Raw genomic sequence first — 16,909 nt, 5'->3', positions numbered from 1 at the left:
GGTGTTCAAATGTTTTTGATGAATGATAAGGTGCTGTGGGGAGCGGTGGCTCTCGCCTTTATTCTGTCGATTGTGTTTTATCCGTTGCTTCCTGCTGATATGGCCATTCACTATGACGTGTCGAACCGTCCGAATACATCAATCAATAAAACGGCCGGCGTTCTGATTTTACCCGTGCTTATGATTGTCTGTATGTTATTCAGAAAACGGATCGTCCAGTTATTCCTCGTCGTATACTTTCTGCTGATCGTCCATATAGCGGTGCTGTGGCTGGCACTGTAACAACAATAAAACCGGAGCCTGAAGGGCTCCGGTTTTCCTTATTTATAAAATACTTTCTCAATGTTGTATTTCGACTGAAGGGTATTGATCGCGTACGTTTCGTAAATTTCCCTTTCCATCGGATCATTGACGACACATACTTCAATTTTATACACTTCGTCCCTGTGATGTTTAACAGGCGACACATTGTCTTCAAAATGCTTTTTGATTCTTTGTCTTAATTTACGGGCTTTCCCGACAAACAGCAGTTCATCATGAATGTTATAAAACATAAAGATGCCGCCTTTGTCTCTTGGAATTCGGTGAAAATCAATGAAACCGTAAATCGCTTTAATCGCCGGTTCATTTTCCGACTGTGACTGCTGCCGTTCCGTAATCGTTACATCAGGAGCAGGAAGGTTTATTTTTATCAAAATGGGTCACGTCCTCTTATTCATTAAAGCTCCATCCTATCATAAGAATGCGCCAAAAGCTATTTTTTATTCAAGCGCCCCGGCCGGATCATAAAGGCTCAAATCAATTTCTGTCTGCTGACCGAGCGCGAGTTTCGCCAGTTCAGCCCCCAGATACGGCCCGCTCGTCAGCCCTGAGGCGCCCAGCCCGTTGGCAACGAGAAGTCCGCTGATATTCGGCAGTCTGCCGATGACGGGTAGAAAACCGGGAGTAAACGGCCGGAATCCGACTCTTGTCTCCATCAAAGTACTGTCTGAAAGCCCCGGCGCCACGGTTAATGCTTTATCAAAAATCTCGCGGAGACCGCCGGCCGTCACCCGCAAATCCATGCCGGTATCGTTTTCATGAGTCGCGCCCGCTACAATCCGGCCGTTTGCAAACGCGAGAATGTATTGATCATTTGGAGGCATGACGACCGGCCAGCCGCCCGTATCCTCATCCTGAAGCTCTAAATGAACGATCTGCGCCTTTTGGTACGATACTGAAAAGCGGATGCCGAGCGGCTCAAGCAGCTCTCTCGCCCAAGCGCCGGCCGTTACGAGAACCTGATCGGCCAAAAGCGTGCGTTCTGCGGTTTTCACACCGATGACGGCACCGTCCTCTGTCAATATTGACGCCTCTTCCTTGTAAACAGCCGCGCCGTGCTTAACGGCAGCGTTTAACAGCGCCTTACGAAGCGCCCTGCCGTTCACCCGGGCCGCACCGCTGATATGAACCGCTCCGTATTCCTCCGACAGCGCAGGAAACAATGCTTTCGTTTCTGCCGGAGTCAGTCTTGTAATGTCACCGATTTCAGGAGCGTCCTCTCTTCTTTTATAAGCTCTTTCCTCCATTTGGCTGAGCTTTTTTTCATCCGTATGGAGACTGACGGCACCGACCTTTTGATAACCGGTGTCCGTTTCTCCGTCGGCTTCAAGCTGCTGTATCAATTGGTTATAATAACGGGCTCCGCCTTTTGCGATCGCATACCATGCCTGATTGCGGCGCTGTGACAGCCACGGGCAGACGATCCCCGCTGCAGCGTCAGTCGCCTGCCCCTTATGTTTCCGGTCAATGACCGTTACATCCGCACCGGCCTTTGCGAGATGATAAGCCGCTGACGCACCGAGAATGCCGGCTCCGATAATGATATAAGACTTCATGTGTAACACCTTTTCTATCTGTTTTGTCTTATTTATTTTAACAAATGGAGCGCCCGGTTCCTACCGGAGTCCTGACGGCAATGATGAGTTTCGAAATAAGTTCTTGTCTGGAAGCCGTTTTCCTCAAGAAGCTTTCTGTATTCAAAGCACCCGTCAGCCAGCCCCAGAAAAGAGGGATCATGCCGCATAACGTGCCTGCAGCATAAAGGATCGCAAGTAAAATAAACCCAAAAGCCCCATAAGGCGCATCAATTCCGTATCGTGTTGTCATACCATCAAGCCCTTTCAATATTTATCCAACTATTATATCATAATATTCAAAAGCCGAAAGAAGTGAGGACAATATGAAACGCGGCATTACCTTTGACATCCCAAATCAATTCGGGCGGTTTGCGGCAGATATATTAAAACCGTTCCCCATCTCTTCCTATACGTGGTTTATCGGTGATGGAGAGGCGTATACTGAGTTCAAAAAAGACACCGATACAGACCTGTTTCCGCAAAATCAGCGCATCATTGAGGGTCAAGAACTCCGTCAGCGTCTGGAAGGAAACCCTTATTATATGATTTTTGCTGAATTGAAAGCTTTCCCGAGCGGGATGGTAACGGAAATCAATACGTACGAGGAGTATGTGGAGAGTTCCTGTGAACTTGTGCTTCTCATCGCGGATTGCTCGTATGTAACGTTATATTGCAAAGATCCGGACATGCTCGAAGCTCTGTTTCAGCAGGCTGTACAATGCGGGTTTCACCGCGTTGACTATGTGACAGATGAGAATGATGCGAGAACGGGATTGTCTGTCTGATGAAGATGCGTTCTTTTTATGAAGCACCGGATAGGGCTTACGATTCAAAAAATTGACAAATTCGTGTGTTTTCAACAAAAAAACAACCCCCTCATGTATACTGAGTGCGTAACTTACATATGAAAGGGGTATGACCATGAAAATCAGGTTGAAGAAAAAAGCAGGTTTTTGGAAGAAGACGGCGGTTTCATCTCTTATTTTCACTATGTTTTTTACCCTGATGATGAGCGGTACGGTTTTTGCGGCCGGGCTGAATAAGGATCAGAAGCGCCGGGCGGAACAGCTGACCAGCATCTTTGAAAACGGCAAGACGGAAATCCAATACGGCTATGTTGAAGCGTTGGATGACGGAAGAGGTTACACCTGCGGCCGGGCCGGCTTTACGACGGCTACCGGAGATGCGCTGGAAGTAGTCGAAGTATACACGAAAGCGGTGCCGAATAACAAATTGAAAAAGTATTTGCCTGAATTACGGCGTCTTGCAAAGGACGAAAGTGATGACATCAGCAATCTGAAAGGATTCGCTTCTGCCTGGCGCTCACTTGGCAATGATAAGGCCTTCCGCGCTGCCCAGGATAAGGTAAATGACAGCTTGTATTATCAGCCGGCGATGAAACGTTCAGAGCAAGCCGGACTGAAAACGGCATTGGCAAAAGCGGTGATGTACGATACAGTGATTCAGCATGGCGACGGCGATGATCCAGACTCCTTCTATGCCCTGATTAAACGCACGAACAAAAAAATGGGCGGGTCACCGAAAGACGGAACGGACGAGAAGAAATGGTTAAATAAATTTTTGGATGTGCGCTATGACGATCTGATGAATCCGTCAGATGAAGATACCCAGGATGAATGGAGAGAATCGGTTGCCCGGGTCGACGTTTTCCGTGATATTGTCAAAGAGAAGAACTACAATTTAAACGGGCCGATTCATGTCCGGTCAAGTGAATACGGAAATTTCACTATTCAATAAAACAAAAAAACCCCGCGCATGTCGGGGTTTTACTATTAACCGATAGAACCTTCCATCTCGAACTTGATCAAACGGTTCATTTCAACTGCGTATTCCATCGGAAGTTCTTTTGTGAACGGCTCGATGAAGCCCATAACGATCATTTCTGTTGCTTCTTCTTCAGAAATACCGCGGCTCATCAAGTAGAAAAGCTGTTCTTCAGAAACTTTTGATACTTTCGCTTCGTGCTCCAATGAAATGTTGTCGTTCAGAATTTCATTGTAAGGGATTGTATCAGAAGTTGATTTGTTATCCATAATGAGCGTATCGCACTCGATGTTAGAACGGGCGCCGTCCGCTTTCCGTCCGAAGTGGACGATTCCGCGGTACGTTACTTTTCCGCCTTGCTTTGAAATCGATTTTGATACGATTGTGGATGACGTATTCGGTGCAAGGTGAATCATTTTCGCACCTGCGTCCTGATGCTGTCCTTTGCCCGCAAGAGCGATAGAAAGCGTCATGCCGCGCGCGCCTTCACCTTTCAGAATGACAGCCGGATATTTCATCGTCAATTTAGAACCGATGTTTCCGTCAACCCATTCCATTGTTGCGTTTTCTTCACAAACCGTACGTTTCGTTACAAGGTTGTAAACGTTGTTCGCCCAGTTTTGGATTGTTGTATAACGGCAGTAACCGCCTTTTTTGACGATGATTTCAACAACCGCGCTGTGAAGTGAGTTTGTCGTATACACAGGAGCCGTACAGCCCTCTACGTAATGAACGCTTGCTTCTTCGTCAACGATAATCAGCGTGCGTTCGAATTGGCCCATGTTCTCAGAGTTGATGCGGAAGTACGCTTGAAGCGGTGTTTCAACCTTCACGCCTTTAGGCACGTAGATGAAAGATCCGCCGGACCATACAGCTGAGTTCAGCGCCGCAAACTTGTTATCAGTCGGCGGAATGACTTTCGCCCAGTGCTCGCGGAAAATGTCTTCATTTTCTTTCAGCGCGCTGTCTGTGTCTTTGAAGACGATGCCTTGCGCTTCAAGATCTTCTTTCATGTTGTGGTACACAACCTCAGATTCGTACTGTGCAGAAACACCGGCAAGGTATTTTTGCTCAGCTTCAGGAATACCGAGTTTGTCGAATGTCTGTTTAATTTCCTCAGGCACTTCATCCCAAGAACGCTCTGAACGCTCAGACGGTTTTACGTAGTACGTAATTTCGTCAAAGTTTAAAGAGTTTAAATCCCCGCCCCACTGCGGCATCGGCATGTTGTAGAAATGCTCAAGAGATTTCAGGCGGAAATCAAGCATCCATTGAGGCTCTTCTTTCATGCGTGAAATTTCTTCTACGATTTCTTTTGTCAATCCGCGCTCTGAACGGAAAATGGAAACGTCCTTATCGTGAAAACCGTACTTGTATTCACCAATTTCAGGCATTTTTTTAGCCATCCATTTTCACTCCAATCTTTTAATTGCCGCCTTTTTCGCCAGCGACTCCTTTTTCAAGTGCTTTCCATGAAAGGGTGGCACATTTAATCCGGGCCGGGAATTTCGAAACGCCTTGAAGAGCTTCAATATCCCCGAGATCTATTGAGTCGTCATACTCTTTCCCTTGCATCATGTCTGAGAAAATCTTAGACATGGAAAGGGCGGTATCAATATCTTTTCCTTTAATCGCCTGCGTCATCATGGAAGCTGAAGCCATGGAGATAGAGCAGCCTTCCCCTTCAAACTTCGCTTCCTGAACGGTATCGCCGTCAAGCTTCATTGTCAGTCTGATCCGGTCGCCGCAAGTCGGGTTGTTCATATCGACGACGATGCTGTCATCCAAAACCCCTTTGTTGCGCGGATTTTTGTAATGATCCATGATCACTTGTCTGTATAATGTATCTAAATTTGCATTAAAAGACATTTGTAAAGTACTCCTTTGTCTTTTGGAGAGCTTCCGCGAGCTTATCGATCTCTTCCTCTGTATTATACAGATAAAAACTCGCTCTCGCAGTAGCAGATACATCCAGCCATTTCATGAGCGGCTGGGCGCAGTGATGTCCGGCTCTGACCGCAATGCCCTCAGCATCAAGGACAGTCGCGACATCATGAGGGTGAACCTCATCAAGGTTAAATGTCACAAGGCCCGCCCGCTCTTTCGGTCCGTATACCGTCACGCCGTCGAGCTGTTCGAAACGGTCAAGCGCATAGGCCGCAAGCTTATGCTCATGCCGGGAAATCTCGTCGAGTCCGACCTCTTCAAGAAAATCAATCGCGGCTCCCAATCCGATTGCGCCTGCAATAATCGGCGTGCCTGCTTCAAACTTCCACGGAAGCTCTTTCCAAGTTGATTCATAAAGCCCTACAAAGTCGATCATCTCGCCGCCAAATTCAGCCGGCTCCATATTCTCAAGCAGTTCTTTCTTGCCGTACAGCACGCCGATTCCCGTCGGGCCGCACATTTTATGGGAAGAAAGCGCGAAGAAGTCGCAATCCAGATCCTGAACGTCGATTTTCATGTGCGGTGTGCTCTGCGCTCCGTCCACCACGATGACCGCGCCGTTGTCATGAGCGATTTTGGCGATTTCTTTAATCGGGTTGATCGTGCCGAGCACGTTTGACACATGAGCGACCGCCACGATCTTCGTATGGCTTGTGACCGTCTGCCGGACGTCTTCCAGCGAAAGCGTGCCGTCTTCCTGCATCGGGATATACTTTAAAGTCGCGCCGGTTGCTTTTACAGCCTGCTGCCACGGGATGATATTCGCATGATGCTCCATTTGGGTGATGACCACTTCATCACCGGGTTTTAAGCTGGCACGGGCATAGCTCAGCGCCACCATATTCAGTGAAGTTGTCGTGCCTTTTGTGAAAATGACCTCAGCCATTGACTTCGCATTGATAAACTTACGGACTTTTTCACGCGCTCCTTCATAGCCGTCTGTCGCTCTTGTGCCAAGAGTATGGACGCCTCTGTGAACATTGGAGTTGTATTTGTTGTAATACTGATCCACTGCTTCAATGACAGACCGCGGCTTCTGAGAAGTCGCCGCGCTGTCAAGGTACACGAGGTCATGTCCGTTCACTTGCTGATGAAGGATCGGGAACTGTTCACGAATATCAGTGATATTCATTATTTTACTTTCCTTTCGATGACGGAGACGAGCTGTTTCTTAACTCCTTCAATCGGAAGTTCTTTTACCACCGGAGCAAGGAATCCGTAAATGACTAAGCGTTCTGCTTCTTCTTTCGCAATTCCGCGGCTCATCAGGTAGTAAAGCTGAATAGGGTCCACACGGCCGACAGATGCCGCATGTCCTGCAGTTACATCGTCTTCATCAATTAAAAGAATCGGGTTTGCGTCGCCTCGCGCTTTTTCACTCAGCATCAGGACGCGGGATTCCTGTTCAGCGTTTGCTTTAGACGCGCCGTGCTCAATTTTGCCGATGCCGTTAAAGATGGAAGATGCGGCATCTTTCATGACTCCGTGCTTCAGGATATAGCCTTCGGAAGCTTTACCGAAGTGGATGATCTGCGTCGTAAAGTTTTCCGTCTGTTCTCCTCTTCCGACAACCACGGTTTTCGTATCGCCGTATGTGCCGTCTCCGTAGAGGTTTGTCGTGTTTTCAGAAATCGTGTCGCCGTCGTTCATCAGACCGAGCGCCCACTCGATTTTGCTGTCGCGTCCGCGCGCGGCTCCGCGGCGGTTGACGTATGTTGTGACGCCTGCTGACAAGTTGTCAACGGCACCGTACGTCACGCTGGCATTATCACCTGTGATCACTTCACTGATAATGTTGAATACAGCTTCTTTCGGATTCACCGTGCTGATATAGTTCTCAACGTAAGTGACGGAGCTGTGGTCTTCAGCGACGATCAGCACGTGGTTGAACAATGCCGTGTCATTGCTTTCATGAACGTAAACGGCCTGAACAGGCGTCTCCACCTGAACGTTTTTAGGAACATAAAGGAATGCCCCGCCGTTCATTAGTGCCGCATGAAGCGCAGTCAGTTTATGCTCGTCGACCTTTACGCCGTCTTTCATGAAGTATTTCTCAACGAGGTCGCTGTGCTCACGGGCAGCCGTTAAGATGTCCGTGAAAATAACGCCTTTGTCTTTCAGCTCTTTAGAGAGAGACAGGAATGCTGGCGTTTGGTCACGCTGCACATATAACGTTTTGTCTTCATTTTCAATATCGATCAGCGCTTTTGCTTCATCAGCTAAATCTTCCAAAGAAGCAAGCGGCGCGTTTTCTACTGTATGCTTGTTGAACTTTGTAAAGTTCCAATTTGTGATTTTTGTTTTATCAGGCTTAGGCAGCGGCAGATCTTCAGCTTTTTCAAGAGCCTGTAAGCGCAGGTTTTTCAGCCAGGCAGGTTCTTGATGCTTTTCGGAAAAGCCTTTGACATATTCCTGATCTACGGATAGTTTCGTTTCCAATGTCATGTTAATCCCCCTAACGCTTACGCTTCTTGGCCTACAGTTTCGTCTTCAATGCCGAGTTCTTGTTTAATCCAGTCATAACCTTCCGCTTCAAGGCGCTGTGCAAGCTCCGCACCGCCTGATTTCACAACGCGTCCCTGCATCATAACGTGAACGACATCCGGCGTGATGTAGTTCAGAAGGCGCTGATAGTGAGTGATCATTAAGCAGCCGAAGTTTTCGCTGCGCATTTTGTTGATTCCTTTAGAAACAACTTTAAGCGCATCGATATCAAGACCTGAATCGATCTCGTCAAGAATGGCGATTTTCGGCTCGATCATCATAAGCTGAAGGATTTCGTTGCGTTTTTTCTCTCCGCCTGAGAAACCTTCGTTCAGGTAACGCTGCGCCATTTCAGGGTCCATTTCAAGGAACTCCATGTTTTCGTCCATTTTGCGGATGAATTTCATAAGAGAAATTTCATCGCCTTCTTCGCGGCGTGCGTTAATCGCAGAGCGAAGGAAGTCGGCATTCGTCACACCGCTGATTTCACTTGGGTACTGCATCGCAAGGAAAAGACCCGCCTGAGCGCGCTCGTCCACTTCCATTTCCAGTACATCCTTGCCGTCAAGCGTGATGCTACCTTTAGTGACTTCGTATTTCGGATGTCCCATAATCGCTGCAGAAAGCGTTGATTTACCGGTACCGTTCGGCCCCATGACAGCGTGGAATTCGCCGCCTTTTATTTCAAGGTTTACACCTTTTAAGATCTCTTTTCCTTCGATTTCAACGTGAAGATCCTTGATCGTTAATGTTGAAGCAGCCATATCTATACCTCCAAAAATATATAATCATTATTCTCAATTTATTCTCATTCTAATTTTATAACAAATGAAAAGTAAATACAACTTTTTATATTACCCGGAACATTCCTAAAGTTTATCAAAGAACCGGACGTAGTTAAAGCTGTTTGAAACAGAAAAAGGGCGGAATTCCACCCTTTTTTACTGACCGATTTTCTCATTAAACTGCGCTGCGAGGAACTTGCTTTTTTGGTACTCAAGCTCCCTCTGCCGTTCGACTTCCATCCTTTTTGAAAGACGCCGTCCGTATTCCTCGTAGCCGATGCCGTGTGACTTCTGCATCGCTTTTTCCATTTCAGGCGTATAGTCAAGGTCCAGTCTCTCGTGGCTGGTGCAGATAATGAATCAATCCCTTCATATATTTGCTTCTATTGTAACAATGATCCTCTGCTCCGGCCAAAGGGAGTGTGCCCCTGAATCCTTTCGAATGTGCCGGTAACCGGCGCTGGCTTTATCTGAAAAACGATATTCATACGATTGCTCTTTCTAATGCGTCGTATGTCCGAATTCCTGAATACACTGCTGCACGAGGGTTACTCCCTGACTGAGAGCCGCGCCTCCCCCGAATGCCGCGGCGACGCTGATGACCTCAAGGATGTTTTCCTCTGTCGCGCCCTGATCAAGACAGCCTTTCGTGTGATAAATCATGCAAAATTCATCTTGAGCGCTGATGCTGATGCCCAGAGCGATTAATTGTTTCTCTTTTTCAGTTAATGAATCCGCTGAAAAACACTGTTCAGTAAATTCATTAAACTTCCGCCCCATCATCGGCATTTTTTGCTCGAATATGCCTAAACCTTCTTTATATTGTTTCAATGCGTCATGCACGCTTTTTCCGTTATCCTGGTATTGAGCCACTGCCATTCCCTCCAATCGTTAACCTTCCTTTTTATTATGGACAGTTCTCCGATTAATACCCGAAAAAAACCCCGGATGATCCATCCGGGGTTTTTGCTTTATTCAGATACAGGAAGCACGGCTCCGTCGTATTTTTTCTCAATAAAGTCTTTGATTTTCTTAGAGTGAAGCACTTCCATAAGCGCTTTGATTTTCGCTGATTTTTCGTCACCTTTTCGCACGGCGATGATGTTTGCGTACGGGTTGTTTTTCGTTGATTCTACTTGAATCGCATCTTTTAACGGATTCAGTTTGTTTTGAATCGCATAGTTGACGTTAATGAAGACTGCATCGCCTTCTTCTTCATTATATGCTTTCGCCGTTAATTCAGGGGCGATTTTTTTGAATGTCAGGTCTTTCGGGTTTTTCGTAATGTTTTTCGTAGTGGCGTCAATTGTTTTTACCTTCGGATCAAGAGTAATCAATCCGGCTTTTTCAAGCATCGCCAGCATCCGGCCTTGTTCAGCGACGTTGTTTGTCATGATGATGGTCGCGCCTTTAGGCAGGTCTTTCAGTGTTTTATATTTTTTCGTATAAATACCGAACGGCTCAAGATGAACGGCTCCGGCATTCACGAGTTTGTAATCTTTATTTTCTTTCATTTCCTGTTCAAGGTAAGGAACGTGCTGGAAGTAGTTTGCATCCACTTCTTTATCAGCTAACGCTTTGTTGTACATTTTGTAATCGTTCAGCACTTTTACTGTTAATGTGTAGCCTTTTTCCTTCAGGAGCGGCTCCGCTTCTTTTAAGATTTCAGCGTGCGGCGTCTTTGTCGCAGCGACGACGATTTCCTTTTTATTTGATCCGTTTGATCCGCAGGCGGCCAAAACTCCCGCGAACACAAGCAGCAGCGCACTTAGTACAATCTTTTTCAATGTAAATCCTCCCTTATCTTTTGTCTATTATATTTGTAATCACATCACCGATGATTTGAATGATAAAGACGATGATGAGTATAAATACAGTTGCTACAAACGTTACATCCGTATTATTGGACTGGTACCCCTCTACATATGCAAGGTTTCCGAGTCCGCCTGAACCGATGGCGCCGGCAATGGCGGTAGATCCGATCAGGGCGATGGCTGTAACGGTGATGCCCGAAATTAACGCAGGCATTGATTCAGGAATCAGCACTTTGAAGATAATCGTCGATGTCTTTGCTCCCATTGATCTGGCAGCTTCGATGACTCCTTTATCGACCTCACGCAGCGCAATTTCAACAAGCCGGGCATAAAACGGCGCGGAGCCGATAATCAGCGCAGGCAATGCCGCGTTCGGCCCTAAAATCGAGCCGACCAAAATCTTAGTAAAGCCGAGAAGCAGAATAATTAAAATAAGAAACGGAATAGACCTGAAAATATTAACGACCGCCGCAATCACAGTGTTAATGATTTTATTTTCCCATAAGCTTCCCTTGCCCGTTAAAAAGAGCAGAAGACCGAGAATCGCTCCGATGACAAATGAAAAGGCTAAGGCGATGACCGTCATATAAAGGGTCTCGTATGTGGCCGTCCACAGCTCGGTTAAATCAACGTTCGGGAACCATTTTTCAAACATTTGTGATCACCTCTGCTTCTACCTGTTTGTCTTTGATGAACCGGATCACGTTTTCTACTTCTTTTTCCTGACCGTCAATATGGATGAATAAAGAACCGTAGGCTCCGTCCTTCGTCTGTGAGATTTTCCCCTGCAGAATATTGACGTCCACATCAAAGTTTCGAATCATCTCCGTAATGAGGGGCTGCTCGGCGGCCTGCCCGACAAATGAAAGCTGAATCGTTTTTCCTGTCGCGGTTTCCTGCAGAAAATGCTGGATGGTTTCTTTCGTCTCTTCCGGTTCTGTCACCTGCTGAACGAAACGCTTGGTCATCGGTTCGCGCGGGTTTCTGAAGACTTGGAGCACTTCGCCTTCTTCAACGACTTTCCCGTTTTCCATAACGGCGACTCTGTTGCAGATTTTTCGGATGACGTGCATTTCATGGGTAATGAGCACGATCGTCAGACCGAGTCTGTCATTTATATCGGATAAAAGATCCAAAATTGAATCGGTCGTCTGCGGGTCGAGCGCTGATGTTGCTTCATCGCACAGAAGGACTTTCGGATTATTGGCGAGCGCCCGGGCGATGCCGACACGCTGCTTTTGACCGCCGCTCAGCTGTGACGGATAAGACTTTTCTTTCCCCTCTAATCCGACCAGTTTAATCAGCTCATCGGCGCGGCGGACCCGTTCGCTTTTTTTCACGCCGGCGATTTCCAGCGGAAACATAATGTTCTCCCGGACGGTGCGCGACCACAAAAGGTTAAAATGCTGGAAAATCATGCTGATTTCCTGGCGCGCTTTTCTCAGTCCGCGGCTGCTTACTTTATTTAATTCCGTCCCCGCAACTTCCACGATGCCTGACGTCGGCTTTTCAAGGCCGTTCAAAAGACGGATTAAGGAACTTTTACCAGCTCCGCTATATCCTATAATTCCAAATATTTCGCCCTTTTTGATATCAAGAGTGACATCTTGGACAGCATTGACATCCCCATGCTTCGCTTTATAAATTTTTGAAACATTTTGAAGATGGATCAAAGCAATCACCTGCCTTACACTGTTCTAAGAAATCTTCCGGTTTTCTACGCAAAAGAAAAGCCTTTCTGCAAAAATGAGCAGAAAGGCTTATTGAAAAAGGCCTTTCTCTCATCTTTCAAAGCAGACCGCTTTGAGTGAATTGGCACCATTTCAACATCGTTGATGGTTGCCGGGCTTCATAGGGCACTTCCCTCCACCTCTCTTGATAAGAGAAAACATATCGTATTTTCGTCCGGAAATTCTTACTGTAGAATAGCACGGCGAATGATAAAAAGTCAATAAAATAAATAATGGAAGCTATTGTCACATAGTAGATTGGCTGTTTACGGCCGTTTGCTGATCGTCTGAAAAAATCCGTTTGTCAGCCAGAGGATGGCCTCCAGCTTCAGCAGGGCTCGGAATGATCCTTTCACTTTGAGTTTTCCGCTTTGGATGAGCTTCTGCAAAGAGACATCACCGTGCAGGAGATGGATGATTTCCGCCTGGTTTCCGTAAAAGGTCAAATTTGATTTCTCCTTTGAAACCGCCGTTTTTCTCATTTCTCCCTGTCCGTTAATTGAGACCGTTAAGGCTTCTTTTTCTCCCTGGAATGTAATCAGCAGCGTTGAGGCGTTTAATAGCGGTTTCAAAAACAGATGCTGTCCGTCATTCTCCAAAACTTCTATTTTCTCCACTCGTATAACCTCCCGTTTTAATGGCCATACATACACTTTCTCTTTTTAACGGACAGAACCCTTTATAAACCGCACGACATTTTCCTGTAAAAATTGTCACATCGGGAACGTTTGCGATGTTTTTTGTTTAATCAGCTCATATAAATAGGAAACGGAGCGGAAGGCGTATCCTTTCTCAACAAGCTCTCCGCCTTTAAACAGCAAAAAGCACGGAACACTCTCAATCTGATAGGCTTTGGCGAATGCGGGGGAATAATTCACGTTGTTTTTATAGAAGGCGGTGCCGGGCAGCATTTCTTCGACGACAGAAAGCATCTTGGACGCCAGCTGGCATGTGCCGCAAAACGGGGTGTACAAATACAGGAGATAGACATCATCCTGAATCAATTCGAGTTCATTTTCTTGGAGTTCTTTCATTTTGATTATCACCTCAGGTCGTTCTTTTTCAAAAATACAGGGTCTGCATCAAGGCCGGCTCTGATCAGCACGGATGCGAGATGATGGCCCGGGCACGACTCGACTTGCCTGTATGTTCTGTCTATATAGATATGGCGCGCTTCGGGAAGCTCCCGTTTCAGCTGTTTTCTTAATTTTTCTCCGGATTCATCTGCGTCCGTTAATATAAACACGTCTCTGTCAAACAGGCGGTCCGCCAAATCTTCCAGTTCGGTTTGGCCGATCGTCCCGTTTGTGCAGACGATTTCCGCGGGTTCGATGAGCACTTCTCTGACTTTGATTTTATCCGATTTTCCTTCTACGATGATCACCTTTTCATCTCCGTTGAACATAAGCGCATCACCTGCCGATTGTTTTAGCATCAGATTAAAAAAGAAGGCAGTGAAATTCACCGCCAACTGTTAACACCAGCCGTTCTCATAATCGCAATCCACATATTTCGGATCACTGCCGTTTATGACATCGGCTGTTTTATAAAATTTTTGATTCTCAAATGAAAAGCCCTGTTTGAGCTCGTACTGGTTCATGCCTGTCATCTCGCCGATGGCTTCATTTTCATGAAACAAGGAAAACCGGCCGTTTTGAAAGCGGCCCGTGACGTTTTCCGTCACATCGACCTTTTGTTTATCAAAAGCCATATTAGACACCTCCCGTTACAGATAGAATGTCCAAATGGCCCTTTTGCTATCCGATCAGTCTTCCTGTGTCATTTCGTCATATTGCTCGGAAGTCATGAGGTTTTCGATTTCTTCAGCATCAGCCGGTTCTACGACGATCATCCACGCTTTTTCATACGGAGACTCGTTTACGAATTCAGGGCTGTCATCAAGGTCTTCGTTCACTTCCGTCACCGTTCCGTTAATCGGTGCGTACAATTCGGATACGGTTTTGACGGATTCTACGCTGCCGAATGGCTCGTCCGCTTTAATTTCAGCGCCGACTTCCGGAAGCTCGACAAATACGATATCGCCAAGTTCGGCTTGCGCGAAATGTGTAATCCCGATACGGGCTTTTCCGTCCTCAACTTTGACCCATTCGTGCTCTTTGGAATAACGCATATCTTTCGGTGTGCTCATCTAAATCCCTCCAATTTTTTCTTATAATAAGAAGATACCATAATTCTTTGAACGCGGCATTACATCCAATATTTTTCGAATTGGTCTTCTTTGAAGCCGACAGTGACTTTTTCGCCGTCTGTCGTAATCGGGCGTTTCAGGAGCATACCGTCAGATGACAGAAGGTCAAGCTGTTCATCCTCTGACATGTGATACAGTTTTTCCTTTAGGTTCAGCTCGCGGTATTTCATGCCGCTCGTGTTGAAAAACTTTCTCAGCTCAAGTCCGCTCTTTTCATAGAGGTCTTTAATTTCTTCTTTCGACGGAGTTTCCTCCACAATATGTATTTCGTTTATTTCCTTACCGCGGTCTTCCAGCCATTTTTTCGCATTACGGCACGTTCCGCATTTAGGGTACCAGTAAAAATTCAACGACATCTTCTTCACCCCTTGTAAATGATCGTCGTTATTTTAACACAATCACTTGTAAAAACCTATAACGTTGCTTCATGAAAAAGCGCTCCGGATGAAGGAGCGCTTACAGCATGTGATCAGACGATATATTTTTCTTCACGGAAGACAGCGGCCGCTGCTTCACGTTTTTTCTGAATCAGATTTTTCGGTGTCAGGCGCGTCAGTTTGCGCAGCACGGAAAGCATCATGCGGAGGGAATCTCCTTCCTCCATGGCGATCAGTGATTCTTTGGCATGCGCTTCAATATTCTGAAGGGCTTCCTGGGCAAAGATTTCCGTATATAACAGCTTTTGCGCGGCTTTTTCGGCACCGTCCGCCGCAATCGCTTTTTCCGTTCTGAGGACGGCAGATTCCAAAGCGTACACCGCGCTGACGATATCAGCGATGTTTACCATGATTTCCTGCTCGCCTTCGATCTCTTTCCCGTATTTCTGCGCCGCGAGCCCCGCTGTCAAGAGGGCAATCTTTTTCGCCTGTCTGACAATGTATTTTTCCTGTTCAAGAGGCTCTGAGCCCGGCTCTTCAGGCATCAGCATCATGAGCTCTTCCTGGAGCGCCTTCGCTTTTTCAAAGAGCGGAAGCTGCCCTTTTACGGCTTTTTTCAGGAACGTGCTCGTTACGATCAGGCGGTTGATTTCATTTGTGCCTTCAAAAATTCTGTTGATTCGCGAGTCACGGTAGGCGCGCTCCACTTCATATTCCTGCATAAACCCGTAACCGCCGTGAATTTGAACGCCTTCGTCGGCAATGTAATCAAGCGTTTCAGATCCGCACATTTTGTTGAGCGAGCATTCAATGGCGTACTCGGCGATCGACTTTGCGACTTCGCGTCCGTCTTTTTGCGCTTCTTCCGTCAGCCTGCTCATATTATCTTCGAATAAGCCCACTGTTCTGTATACAGAGCTCTCCATGGCGTAAAGCCGTGCCGACATTGTCGCAAGCTTTTCCTGAGTGAGCGTGAAGCTTGAAATCGGTGTTTTAAATTGCCGGCGCTGGTTTGCGTAAGCGGCAGACAGCTCAATCACCCGTTTAGAAGCGCCGATTGTGCCGACGGCAAGCTTGTAGCGTCCGATATTCAGGATATTAAAGGCGATGACATGGCCTTTTCCGATTTCGCCGAGAAGATTCTCTTTCGGCACTTCCGCCTGATCTAAAATCAGCGTTCTCGTCGATGAACCTTTAATCCCCATTTTTTTCTCTTCAGGGCCCGTTGACACGCCCGGATAATTTTTCTCTACGATAAATGCGGAAAACTTATCTCCGTCCACTTTTGCGTAGACGACAAAGACATCTGCAAAGGCGGAGTTCGTAATCCATTGCTTTTCTCCGTTGAGAATATAATGTGTGCCCGCTTCATTCAAAACAGCCGTCGTTTTCGCGCCGAGGGCATCTGAACCTGAACCGGGCTCAGTTAAGGCGTATGCCGCGATTCTTTGTCCTGAAGCCAAGTCCGGCAAATATGTTTTTTTCTGTTCTTCCGTTCCGAAGAACACGATCGGCAATGAGCCGATACCGACGTGAGCGCCGTAAGATAGCGAAAAGCTGCCGGCACGCGAAAATTTTTCCGTAATGAAGGCTGAACTGATTTTATCCAAGCCGATGCCGCCGTACTCTTCTGGCACGTCTGCTCCGAGGAGGCCTAAGTCTCCGGCTTTTCTGAGCAGTCTGACTGAATGCTCAAACTGATGGTTTTCAATTTCATCAATATAAGGAAGCACATCGTTTACGACATAGTCTTCTGTCGTTTTGCCGATCATTTTATGTTCGTCTGTAAAGTCCTCCGGAGTGAATATTTGATCATATCCCGTCTCCTCAATCAGAAAGCTGCCGCCTTTTTTGACGTTGACCGTTTCCTGTTTCATGTT

At 46.7% G+C, this 16,909-nt stretch carries 23 protein-coding genes and 1 riboswitch; of the genes, 3 read left to right on the top strand and 20 right to left on the bottom strand.

Going from position 1 to position 16,909, the window contains the following annotated elements; all coding sequences use genetic code 11:
* The first annotated feature begins 9 nt into the window (after window positions 1-9).
* On the top strand, window positions 10-282 hold the full coding sequence (locus tag ICW23_RS10710) for a DUF1648 domain-containing protein (protein ID WP_188154482.1): 273 nt from the start codon (window positions 10-12) through the stop codon (window positions 280-282).
* 38 nt (window positions 283-320) lie between these two features.
* Here ICW23_RS10710 and ICW23_RS10705 read toward each other — a convergent pair whose 3' ends face one another.
* The 3 genes from ICW23_RS10705 to ICW23_RS18965 form a co-directional block, all read right to left on the bottom strand.
* Window positions 321-695, bottom strand: coding sequence for a nucleotide excision repair endonuclease (locus ICW23_RS10705; RefSeq protein WP_016938018.1), 375 nt, complete (start codon window positions 693-695; stop codon window positions 321-323).
* 66 nt (window positions 696-761) lie between these two features.
* A complete protein-coding gene (locus ICW23_RS10700) occupies window positions 762-1,877 on the bottom strand; it encodes an NAD(P)/FAD-dependent oxidoreductase (protein WP_188154481.1) in 1,116 nt (371 codons plus the stop codon).
* Between the two features lie 37 nt (window positions 1,878-1,914).
* Window positions 1,915-2,148 carry a hypothetical protein gene (locus ICW23_RS18965; RefSeq protein WP_223152289.1) on the bottom strand — a complete coding sequence of 78 codons (234 nt, stop codon included), beginning with the start codon at window positions 2,146-2,148 and terminating at the stop codon, window positions 1,915-1,917.
* A 73-nt stretch (window positions 2,149-2,221) separates the two neighbouring features.
* Between ICW23_RS18965 and ICW23_RS10685 the strand changes: the two genes are divergently transcribed.
* Both ICW23_RS10685 and csn read left to right on the top strand, forming a co-directional pair.
* Window positions 2,222-2,683, top strand: coding sequence for a DUF2691 family protein (locus tag ICW23_RS10685; RefSeq protein ID WP_047477638.1), 462 nt, complete (start codon window positions 2,222-2,224; stop codon window positions 2,681-2,683).
* A gap of 136 nt (window positions 2,684-2,819) precedes the next feature.
* Window positions 2,820-3,656, top strand: coding sequence for a chitosanase (csn, locus tag ICW23_RS10680; RefSeq protein ID WP_016938014.1), 837 nt, complete (start codon window positions 2,820-2,822; stop codon window positions 3,654-3,656).
* Window positions 3,657-3,691: 35 nt separating this feature from the next.
* Here the strand turns inward: csn and sufB are convergent, their stop codons facing one another.
* From sufB to ICW23_RS10595, 17 genes are all read right to left on the bottom strand, one after another.
* Window positions 3,692-5,089: a Fe-S cluster assembly protein SufB gene (gene sufB / locus ICW23_RS10675; protein ID WP_003151878.1), complete on the bottom strand. Its 1,398-nt coding sequence runs from the start codon at window positions 5,087-5,089 to the stop codon at window positions 3,692-3,694.
* Window positions 5,090-5,108: 19 nt separating this feature from the next.
* A complete protein-coding gene (sufU, locus tag ICW23_RS10670; RefSeq protein ID WP_003151877.1) occupies window positions 5,109-5,552 on the bottom strand; it encodes a Fe-S cluster assembly sulfur transfer protein SufU in 444 nt (147 codons plus the stop codon).
* Window positions 5,542-6,762 carry a cysteine desulfurase SufS gene (gene sufS, locus ICW23_RS10665; RefSeq protein WP_047477634.1) on the bottom strand — a complete coding sequence of 407 codons (1,221 nt, stop codon included), beginning with the start codon at window positions 6,760-6,762 and terminating at the stop codon, window positions 5,542-5,544. The genes sufU and sufS overlap by 11 nt, the downstream gene beginning before the upstream one ends.
* Complete coding sequence (gene sufD, locus ICW23_RS10660; protein WP_016938012.1) at window positions 6,762-8,075, bottom strand: Fe-S cluster assembly protein SufD; 1,314 nt, start codon at window positions 8,073-8,075, stop codon at window positions 6,762-6,764. The genes sufS and sufD overlap by 1 nt, the downstream gene beginning before the upstream one ends.
* 17 nt (window positions 8,076-8,092) lie before the next feature.
* Entirely contained in the window at window positions 8,093-8,878 is a 786-nt protein-coding gene (gene sufC / locus ICW23_RS10655; protein WP_003151872.1) for a Fe-S cluster assembly ATPase SufC, read from the bottom strand.
* A gap of 177 nt (window positions 8,879-9,055) precedes the next feature.
* Window positions 9,056-9,208: a YuzK family famiily protein gene (locus tag ICW23_RS10650; protein ID WP_016938011.1), complete on the bottom strand. Its 153-nt coding sequence runs from the start codon at window positions 9,206-9,208 to the stop codon at window positions 9,056-9,058.
* A 192-nt stretch (window positions 9,209-9,400) separates the two neighbouring features.
* Window positions 9,401-9,778, bottom strand: coding sequence for a carboxymuconolactone decarboxylase family protein (locus ICW23_RS10645; protein WP_031306536.1), 378 nt, complete (start codon window positions 9,776-9,778; stop codon window positions 9,401-9,403).
* Between the two features lie 92 nt (window positions 9,779-9,870).
* Complete coding sequence (metQ, locus tag ICW23_RS10640) at window positions 9,871-10,686, bottom strand: methionine ABC transporter substrate-binding lipoprotein MetQ (protein ID WP_016938010.1); 816 nt, start codon at window positions 10,684-10,686, stop codon at window positions 9,871-9,873.
* Window positions 10,687-10,699: 13 nt separating this feature from the next.
* Entirely contained in the window at window positions 10,700-11,368 is a 669-nt protein-coding gene (locus ICW23_RS10635; RefSeq protein ID WP_188154480.1) for a methionine ABC transporter permease, read from the bottom strand.
* On the bottom strand, window positions 11,361-12,386 hold the full coding sequence (gene metN / locus ICW23_RS10630) for a methionine ABC transporter ATP-binding protein MetN (RefSeq protein WP_016938008.1): 1,026 nt from the start codon (window positions 12,384-12,386) through the stop codon (window positions 11,361-11,363). The genes ICW23_RS10635 and metN overlap by 8 nt, the downstream gene beginning before the upstream one ends.
* 105 nt (window positions 12,387-12,491) lie before the next feature.
* Window positions 12,492-12,598, bottom strand: a riboswitch (SAM riboswitch).
* A 111-nt stretch (window positions 12,599-12,709) separates the two neighbouring features.
* A complete protein-coding gene (locus ICW23_RS10625; protein ID WP_049627324.1) occupies window positions 12,710-13,060 on the bottom strand; it encodes an SCP2 sterol-binding domain-containing protein in 351 nt (116 codons plus the stop codon).
* Window positions 13,061-13,156: 96 nt separating this feature from the next.
* Window positions 13,157-13,477: a thioredoxin family protein gene (locus tag ICW23_RS10620; RefSeq protein ID WP_016938005.1), complete on the bottom strand. Its 321-nt coding sequence runs from the start codon at window positions 13,475-13,477 to the stop codon at window positions 13,157-13,159.
* 8 nt (window positions 13,478-13,485) lie between these two features.
* On the bottom strand, window positions 13,486-13,848 hold the full coding sequence (locus ICW23_RS10615) for a toprim domain-containing protein (protein WP_095241367.1): 363 nt from the start codon (window positions 13,846-13,848) through the stop codon (window positions 13,486-13,488).
* A 69-nt stretch (window positions 13,849-13,917) separates the two neighbouring features.
* On the bottom strand, window positions 13,918-14,154 hold the full coding sequence (locus ICW23_RS10610) for a YusG family protein (RefSeq protein ID WP_016938003.1): 237 nt from the start codon (window positions 14,152-14,154) through the stop codon (window positions 13,918-13,920).
* A gap of 54 nt (window positions 14,155-14,208) precedes the next feature.
* Window positions 14,209-14,592, bottom strand: coding sequence for a glycine cleavage system protein GcvH (gene gcvH, locus ICW23_RS10605; protein WP_003151844.1), 384 nt, complete (start codon window positions 14,590-14,592; stop codon window positions 14,209-14,211).
* A 59-nt stretch (window positions 14,593-14,651) separates the two neighbouring features.
* Complete coding sequence (locus tag ICW23_RS10600; RefSeq protein ID WP_016938002.1) at window positions 14,652-15,008, bottom strand: arsenate reductase family protein; 357 nt, start codon at window positions 15,006-15,008, stop codon at window positions 14,652-14,654.
* A 113-nt stretch (window positions 15,009-15,121) separates the two neighbouring features.
* On the bottom strand, window positions 15,122-16,906 hold the full coding sequence (locus tag ICW23_RS10595; RefSeq protein WP_045926008.1) for an acyl-CoA dehydrogenase family protein: 1,785 nt from the start codon (window positions 16,904-16,906) through the stop codon (window positions 15,122-15,124).
* Window positions 16,907-16,909: the final 3 nt, after the last annotated feature.

This window comes from Bacillus sp. 1021, assembly GCF_014534735.1.
Taxonomy (GTDB): domain Bacteria; phylum Bacillota; class Bacilli; order Bacillales; family Bacillaceae; genus Bacillus; species Bacillus siamensis.
This window is presented reverse-complemented; position numbering and strand designations above follow the sequence as displayed.